We start from the raw sequence: 4812 nt of genomic DNA on the forward strand, positions 1-4812 counted from the left end.
AACAAAACAAGAAGTTCTTCTGAAATCAACAAAAGAGCCTCGTCCCCATCAAGAAGAAGCCATCAAGAAAGTCTGTGAAGGGTTAAAAGAAGCAGATCGTGGCAAGCTGATTATGGCATGTGGAACGGGGAAGACTTTCACAAGCCTTAAGATAGCAGAACACATAGCAGGAAAAGGCAAGCGTGTGTTGTTTCTGGTGCCTTCTCTGGCTTTAGTCTCGCAAACAATCCGTGAATGGACAGCCGATGCACAAGTGCCCTTGCGTTCCTTTGCGGTGTGTTCGGATACAAAAGTAGGCAAGCGTCGTAAAAACCAAGATGATATTGTTGGCATGGAAACATCAGATCTTGTTCTCCCTGCTACAACAGATGCAAAAGCCCTTGCCAAAGAAGCTCGTGAAAACCTAGCAAATGCAATGACGGTTATCTTTTCAACCTATCATTCTATCCAAGTGATTTCGGATGCACAAAAAGAGCATGGTTTACCCGAATTTGATTTGATCATTTGTGATGAAGCCCATAGAACAACTGGTGTTGTGTTGGGAACAGAAAAGCATGAATCTGAATTTATCAAGGTTCATGACAATAGCATTATTCGAGGCAAAAAACGCCTCTACATGACAGCAACCCCAAAGATCTTTAGTGACAAGCTGAAAAGGAATGCTTTCTTATCCAATAACGTTTTGGTGTCCATGGATAATGAAAAACTCTATGGCAAACAACTTTACACTTACAACTTTTCACGTGCTTTAGAGGATAAGCTGTTATCACCTTGTAAAGTTATCATATTAGTTGTCAACGAAGAAGAAGTAAGTCAATCCATTCAACATCTGATTACCGATAAGAATTATGAACTTATTCTCGATGATAGGACCAAGATTAATGGCTGTTATAGAGCCCTTACCAAAATGGATCTGAAACTTGATCTTGAAGATGACCCCAAGCCCATGCGTAGAGCTTTAGCTTTTTGCAAAGATATTGATACTTCTAAACGCATATGCAAAAGATTCAAAAAAGAAAAAGTGCAAGAATCTTTACGCGCTCTTCATAAAAACTATAAAGATACTCCTCCTCTTAACTGTACCCTTGCCCATATTGATGGAACCTTTAGTGCTAAAGAGCGTACAAAACAACTTGACTGGTTAAAGGAAGATGCGGGGGAAAATACTTGTCGTGTACTTACCAATGTACGCTGTCTTTCTGAAGGTGTTGATGTACCCGCTCTTGATGCTGTTCTATTTTTACACCCGCGCAAAAGTCAAATTGAGATTATTCAAGCGATCGGACGTGTAATGCGTCGAGCAGAGGGTAAAAAAAGAGGCTATATCATTCTACCCGTTGGGATACCCGCTGATATTCCGCCGGAAATAGCCTTAGAAAACAACCAAAAGTATAATGTCATCTGGCAAGTTCTCAATGCTTTACGTGCTCATGATGATAACTTTAATAAAATAATTCACCATATGCACAAAAAACAAGACGTAAGCGATGCTCTTGAAATTGTTGCTGCTTCTCAAGAACTTGCGTTAGAAGATACGACCACGGTTATTGATGATTTACCTATACGCTCAAAATTAGAGTATTCAGGACTTAATATTGGGTTAGCAACTTATGAATCCTCTCACACATGTGAAGAACAAGGAGAACTCCCCCTTTTTTCTAAATGTAAAGATGTCATTAAAGCTGCTATTGTTAATAGATTTTACGACCCTAGCTATTGGAAAAAATGGGCAATAAATGTTGGTGATCTTGCTCAAACTCATATCACACGCTTAACTGAGGTTTTGACGAAATCAGAAACTGAAACACGGCGTGTGTTTAATGATTTTATGACCGAATTACGTAGTAATTTAAATACAACTATCTCCGAACAAAATGCGATTGAAATGCTTGCGCAACATCTTGTGACGCGTCCAGTCTTTAATGCTTTATTTGAGGGGCATCAGTTTGTTCAAGAGAATCCCGTATCTTGTGCTTTACAACGTGTACTCAATGTCCTTGATAAAGTTACCCCTAAAGAAGAATCTCAAGATCTCAAAAATATTTCTAAGAGTGTACAATTTTACACGCGTGGAATTACCACTCTTGAAGCACAACAAAGTTTAATTGTAGAGCTTTATAATGAATTTTTCCGTTATGCTTTTCCGCGTACAGTAGAAAAATTAGGCATTGTTTATACTCCCATTGAGGTTGTTGATTTTATCATTCATTCTGTTGATGATGTGTTGCGTCATGAATTTGGAAAAAGTCTAGGATCACGTGGTGTTTCTATTCTTGACCCTTTTACGGGTACTGGGACCTTTATCACACGGCTATTACAATCCAATCTCATCAAACCAGAGGATATGGAATATAAATACCGTTATGATATCCACGCAAATGAGATTGTCTTGCTAGCCTATTACATAGCAGCCATTAATATCGAAGCAACCTATCATGGTCTTATGAAAGGAAATTATATCCCTTTCAAGCATATTGGTTTGACTGATACGTTTCGAATGATTGAAAAACAAGATCTTATGGAAGGTATACTCAAAGAAAACAGTGAATATTTGGAACATCAGAAAAATTTGACTATCGAAGTTATCTTCGGCAACCCGCCTTATTCAACTGGTCAAAAAAGTGCTAATGATAATGCAAAGAATACGCCTTATCCGATATTAAATGACCGTATTGATGAAACTTACGCCGCTCAATCTAAAGCAAGCCTTATGCGAAATCTTTATGATAGTTATATTCGTGCCATTCGCTGGGCTAGTGATCGTATTGATAATGCTGGAGTAATCGGTTTTGTTTCTGGTTCTGGTTACATAGAAAAGTCAACAATGGATGGATTACGAAAATCTTTAGCCAAAGAGTTTACGAGCATTTATGTGCTTAATTTACGGGGGGATCTTCGCAAAAATATGTTAAGCAATGGAAGAGCTCAAGAAGGTGAAAATATTTTTGGCAATGGTAGTATGACCGGTATTGCTGTAACCTTGTTTATCAAAAATCCCAATGCTATTGGACCTTGTAAAATTTACTATCATGATATTGGTAATAATCACACAAGAGAAAAAAAGCTTAAGACAATTAAAAAATTTAGGAGCATTGATGGCATTACACGAAGTAAACAAGGTTGGCAAATAATCACACCAGATAAACATGGTGATTGGCTTGGTCAACGTGATAACAATTTTAAAGCATTTTTATCCATAGGTTATAAAAAAGGTCATGGTAAAAAGCTTTTTGATACTTATTCCTGTGGTATTGTAACTAGCCGTGATGCTTGGGTATACAATTCAAGCCATGAAGTTTTAGCGAAAAACATAAGTAATATGATTGCCTTCTATAACAGTGAAGTAAAGCGTTTTAATAATGTTTATGGACATGTTGATCCTAGGATACGTAAAAATGCTGTAGACAATTTCGTCAATACAGATACGAGAAAAATCAGTTGGAGCCGCGCTCTTAAAGAAGATTTAGCAAAAGGAAATACTTTTGAATTTGAAGCTACATGCCTTATGCAAAGTTTATATCGTCCTTTTACACGACAGTGGCTTTATTATAATCGCACCTTCAATGAAATGGTTTTACAAATGCCGCGGATATTTCCGATGGGAAAAGCGGTTGAAAATAAAGTAATTCAAATTACAGGCGTAGGAGCAAGGTGTGGTTTTTCTGTTCTTATGTCTGAAGATTTGCCTAATCTAGATGCAATAGAAAAAGGTCAATGCTTTCCACGGTATTTTTATGAAGATACTATGGTTTCAAAAGGTAAAAGTGAGAAACAATCCCATTTATTTACAGAAGAAAGCAAAACAGCTGGTTTACAGAGGCGTGATGCCATTACTGATGAAGGATTAGCACATTTTAAAGCTGCTTATCCTAATGAAAAAATCACTAAAGATGATCTATTCTATTATGTTTACGGTTTACTTCATTCGGAAGATTATCGTGCTCGTTATGCTGATAACCTCTCTAAAGAATTGCCTCGTATCCCTTGTGTAAAGAGTGCTGGTAATTTTTGGAAGTTCGTAACAGCAGGGCGTGAACTGGGTCATTTGCACGTGAATTATGAAACTGTAGAGCCTTATCCAGTGACTTTTAAAAAGGGTAATCCAAAAGTTACAGAAATCTCTAATCCCGAAAAGTTTTATTATGTTACTGAAATGAAATTCGCAAAAGCAGGTAAAGAGAAAGATAAAACCACTGTTATTTATAATAGCAATATCATCATGACAGATATCCCACTTGACGCTTATGAGTATATCGTTAATGGTAAACCCGCTCTTGAATGGGTTATGGGGCGTCAATGTGTAAAGACTGATAAAAAGAGTGGCATTGTGAATGATGCCAATCGCTATGCTGTTGAAACCATTGGCAACCCTGCCTACCCTCTAGAGTTATTTCAGAGGGTTATTACCGTAAGTTTAGAGACAATGAAAATCGTTAAGAACCTACCAAAACTAGAAATTAAAGAAATTGAATAGACTTGGCTTGCTAAACTCACAAGGGGTATAGAGTCTTATAACCATAATCTATACCTCTCTTGTTAAGTTGATTAGATACAATCTTTAAAAAGAGTGCTTATATGCGTTATTCTAAAAAGAAATCATTTGCACTTTTAGATACTCTTATTTGGATTGCCTTTAAGAGATTATACCGTATTTAAAATGATAGCTTTATCCTTTTCAAAAGCTTTATTTAAAGAGAGTTATATATATATATTCATTTTCTTATATTACTTATAGGTTTTGTCTGTTTTTAAAACCCCCAAAACACCTACAAAACCCTCTTAGATATATATTAAAAATTGTATTTATGTGTT

At 36.5% G+C, this 4812-nt stretch carries 1 protein-coding gene; it reads left to right on the forward strand.

Annotated elements, in window-relative coordinates:
* Positions 1 to 4474, forward strand: a 4474-nt coding sequence (locus ACFIL7_RS01445; protein ID WP_375683264.1) for a type ISP restriction/modification enzyme, incomplete at its 5' end; no start/stop codon positions are given.
* Positions 4475 to 4812: the final 338 nt, after the last annotated feature.

Source organism: Bartonella sp. AP3QHHD (assembly GCF_042195765.1).
In the GTDB taxonomy this organism is placed as follows: Bacteria; Pseudomonadota; Alphaproteobacteria; order Rhizobiales; family Rhizobiaceae; genus Bartonella.